The following is a 3,838-nucleotide window of genomic DNA, read 5'->3' on the forward strand; positions in this document are numbered from 1 at the left end:
CCGCCACCATGCAGTAGCCTCTCAATTGGCTCGGTCCAAAGTACCGGTCAGGTCACTTGCTCCCTTTTCAGCGATCATAGAGAAGTGGCTTGATGAGAATGCAAAGCAGCGGGGATACTTAAAGGTGGTTGTTCCAGACAAGGAGGCAGAGGGAGAAGCTATCGTCGTGTTCCATTTTCCCCATCAGGATGACGCTTTCGCGTTTGTGATGAGGTTTCGCAGCCTTGAAATGCCTGAAGAATAAATTCTTAGTCAAAAAAGCACTTTAGGCGGCGTTCGATTATCCGCCCGGCGGATAATTGAGTCAGCGCCTTGCGTCCTCACCGTCTGCTTCTTCCTCAGCCTCCTACTCCCTCTCTCGTCCCTCAGCCTCCCTCGCACCTGTCCCAAAAACCCTTCTTTCGACCCTCCCTTCACGATCCGGCTAACCCGTTGTTATTCCTCACCTCACGTTCGTCGTGGATCGTCGCCTAGACCGTATCCGCAACCATGTGTTTGCGGGACGGCACGGGGTGCAGGCGTGGCCGTTTCGTGAGAGTCTGGGCGGACATGAGCAAACGCGTTGCCTTCTACGTCAGGGTCTCGACCGCAGACGGCCAGACCACCGAGAACCAGGCCCGTCAGCTTCACGAGGTCGCCGGTCGTCTTGGGTGGACCGTGGTGGCGATCTTCAAAGACGATGGGGTCTCGGGCACTAAGGGGCGTGATCAGCGCCCTGGCCTGGATGCGCTGATGAAGGGCGTGGCCCGGCGCGAGTTCGATCTCGTCGCGGCGTGGTCCGTGGACCGGCTCGGACGCTCGCTGCCCGATCTCGTCGCCCTGCTGGCCGAGCTTCAGGCTCGCGGCGTGGACCTGTTTCTGCACCAGCAGGCGCTCGACACGAGCACGCCATCGGGCCGCATGCTGTTCCAGATGCTGGCCGTGTTTGCCGAGTTTGAGCGGGCGATGATCGTCGCCAGGGTGCGGGCGGGATTGCAGCGCACGAACAAGCGGCTCGGACGGCCGCCGATGGATGCGGCGAAGGTCGAGGCGATCCGTGCTCTGCTGCTCGCTGGTACGGGCATCCGTGAGACCGCTCGCCGGACCGGCGCCGGGACGGCCACGGTGATGCGGGTTCGGAAGGCCATGCAGGCTGAGACGAATCGGGCCGCGCTCAGCACCGCCGCATGAGGAGACGGCCTGGAGATACCCCAGGCCGTCACAGGATCAGAGGAACGCGGCGTCGATCTTACGGCGTCGAGGGCAACGCACATCCGCTGAGGGTTTTCATTGGGCGGCCCCGCTTACGGAGCGTGCCATTTGCTGCCCGCGCGGCTTTCTCCTCCGCTCGCCTGCGTCGTCCTCGCTCAGCTTCAGCAGCACGCTTGGCTTCCTTGCACTCAGCAAAGCTGCCCCCTTCGGCTTCGAGCGCGGCCTTCTTCTCCCTGCGTGATGCAGGTCGTTCGGCATCCAGAATGCCTGCCTCCTCGATGCCTTCGATCCGCACATCGTCTGTGACGCCATTCTCCCGGAGGTAGTCACCCATCACATCAGCCTGAGCGCGGTCATACAGGTAGACCGTGTAGGTCCCTGTGAACGCCGGATCGCGAACCGCGCCGCGCATGACGAACTGGATCATGTCCTCCGTCTCACGCGCCCGCTTGATCTCATCCGCCGTGAAGCCCAGTGCGGCACGGATCGGCTCGTCAGCGGTCTGTGCCTTGTTGGAGTAGATGAAGGCGCAGGAGGTGTGACGGATCAGGCCGTTGGTACCTGCCTGCTTTGGGCGAACCGCCTCCGCATCACGGAGCCAGCCCTCGAAGTAGCTCGTCACGCACTCATTGCCCGAGTAGTAGCCGAGGTCGCCCATCGTCAGGAGGTGCCGTAGCACGCTGTTTAGGTGCTGCTTGCCGGGGCTCCCGTGTGCCCACCATGCGGTTGAGCCGGTGTGCGCGTGCGTGAAGTAGCGCAGCACCACCGCTGGATGAGCCTGCCGCTGCCCTGCGCCCAAGCGCTCCTCGACGTACTCGATCTGACCTGCGTCCAGCCGCTGACTGGCAAGCCCGCACAGGCTTTTCCAGAAGTTCGCTCCCGCCATCTCGACGGATGCGAAGCCGTCCAGGGCGGCCGGTGTCCAGGCCGAGTACCACTGTACGGTTCGGCCCTTGAGGGTTGCGTCGCGCCAGTCGCCAACGTTCACGAGAACGCCACCACCCTGATGAGCGCGCGCACGCTTGTCGAAGGCCACAAGGTCGCGCAGGTGGGTGTCGGCCATCAGCGCGCTCGGCGCAGGTGCATCAGGCTTCAGCGTTGCCCGCCACCAACCCTCCGTGTCGGTGGAAGCAAGATCGTAGACCTGCTCAAGGTACTGCGCCGAGGCAGGTGCCTTGAACGTCCCCGAGGCGAGCGCGTCTGGGACTTCGTCAACCCGTGCATGCCAAGGCGCCTCAGTCTCCGTAAAAGGGCTGAGGTCGATGCTGCGCAGGGCTTCATGCGTGACGAACAGGATGGCGTGCGCTTCTTGCGACAGGCTCTGGCACGCATCAGCGATGCGGCGCGGGACACCCGGCAGGCCCTGATCCGCGTGAACAACCTCGATGCGGACGGTCATCCCACGGGCGCGCGCCTCGTTCCCCAGGAAGTCCGCGTGTTCATCGAGAAGGTCGGTTCGCGGGGCGGCGAGAAGGTAACGGCCGGGCTGATCTAGCATCAGCCGCAGCATGGTGCGGGTCTTCTGGCAACCGGGTGGACCAGAATAGAGACGTAATAACATTCGTGTTTTCCAAAACTATGCTAATTCACTAAAATCAATTCCGTCCATTGCGTATCTCTATAAGATAGACTGGACGCATTTATTGAATATCAGATGATATAATCAGAAGTCACTATTATCCTGAGACGTGTTGGGGCAAGCCGCAGGCGGTTCGTACGAGCGTCAGCGAAGTGCGAACGGCCTGGGGCTTGCCTCGACACGATGGGGCGGCAGGGCCGCCCCTCGTACCCCTGGTGGCCTGACTAAGAACGATGCCTTGAATGAGTGATGGCTTGAGATCAGCCATTCATCAGACGCCGCTCGTGCCGCTGCCGCGCTGAAGCGCGTTGGGCACGATCCCCGTGCCGCTTCGGCTTGGCTGAACGAGCCCGCTTGAGCGCGCTCGTCCGAGCGCCGCCGAGCGGCGATCCTTGAGAAGGAGTTGAAGGCTGACAGATCAAGGGTCGATCTAGGTCAGGTCGGCACTTCCTCAGCACGAACAGGATGAAGGTCGCCGCCGTAGGCGGCGCTCAAGCACGCAGCGGATGGCATAGCCTGAAGTTCGTCGGCGGTGGCCTTGTCGATCAGGTGCTTGGTCACTTGGACGAAGAGCACCTTGTGGCTCACGCCAGCGAGGTGGTGGCTGTACCGGGCAAGGGCACGGGCCTTGCCCGAGCCCACCAGGGCATCGAAGATGTGGATGGTCAAAGGAATTTGTTCCTAAACATCAATCGTTGAAAGGATCGAAGCGAACCGCACGGATTGAACGGATCGCGGATCATCAGCGTCAGGCCCAGGCGGCAATTGCCAGGGGTTGAGAGGCGCTGAGGAAGGCGACCCACCGGGTGGGCCGGGGCACCAACGTGCTCCGAGGACAGGTAACCCCAGCAGCCCTGCCCACCGCAATAAAAAAGCGCAGCGGCCTCGGCTGACGCTCTGCGGCCTATGCGGACGCGCCAGCCCAAAGCTTGACGGGCAGACCCACGGTGTTACCCAAAGAGGCCGAGATCGAGGTCACTGATAGCGCAACGGAAATGGTGAGTGTCGGCTCATCCCTCCGTCTCCGCCAGATACCCTTAAACCGCTGATATAGCTGGTTTTTTCCTC

Annotated in this window: 4 protein-coding genes; 2 read left to right on the forward strand and 2 right to left on the reverse strand. The window is 62.1% G+C overall.

The features are described from left to right. Together CRT23_RS28980 and CRT23_RS27280 are read left to right on the forward strand one after the other, a co-directional pair. The coding region (locus tag CRT23_RS28980) for a hypothetical protein (RefSeq protein WP_210202115.1) at positions 1–244 on the forward strand (244 nt) is incomplete at its 5' end. Between the two features lie 305 nt (positions 245–549). Beyond that, a complete protein-coding gene (locus tag CRT23_RS27280; protein WP_103712599.1) occupies positions 550–1,170 on the forward strand; it encodes a recombinase family protein in 621 nt (206 codons plus the stop codon). A gap of 58 nt (positions 1,171–1,228) precedes the next feature. On the opposite strand, the gene CRT23_RS27285 is transcribed toward CRT23_RS27280, so the two are convergent. Together CRT23_RS27285 and CRT23_RS27290 are read right to left on the reverse strand one after the other, a co-directional pair. Further along, entirely contained in the window at positions 1,229–2,701 is a 1,473-nt protein-coding gene (locus CRT23_RS27285) for a hypothetical protein (RefSeq protein WP_103712600.1), read from the reverse strand. Between the two features lie 504 nt (positions 2,702–3,205). Then, positions 3,206–3,439 (reverse strand): hypothetical protein, encoded by a 234-nt coding sequence (locus CRT23_RS27290; RefSeq protein ID WP_103712601.1) that lies wholly within the window; start codon positions 3,437–3,439, stop codon positions 3,206–3,208. Positions 3,440–3,838: the final 399 nt, after the last annotated feature.

The organism is Methylobacterium sp. V23 (genome assembly GCF_002917135.1).
In the GTDB taxonomy this organism is placed as follows: domain Bacteria; phylum Pseudomonadota; class Alphaproteobacteria; order Rhizobiales; family Beijerinckiaceae; genus Methylobacterium.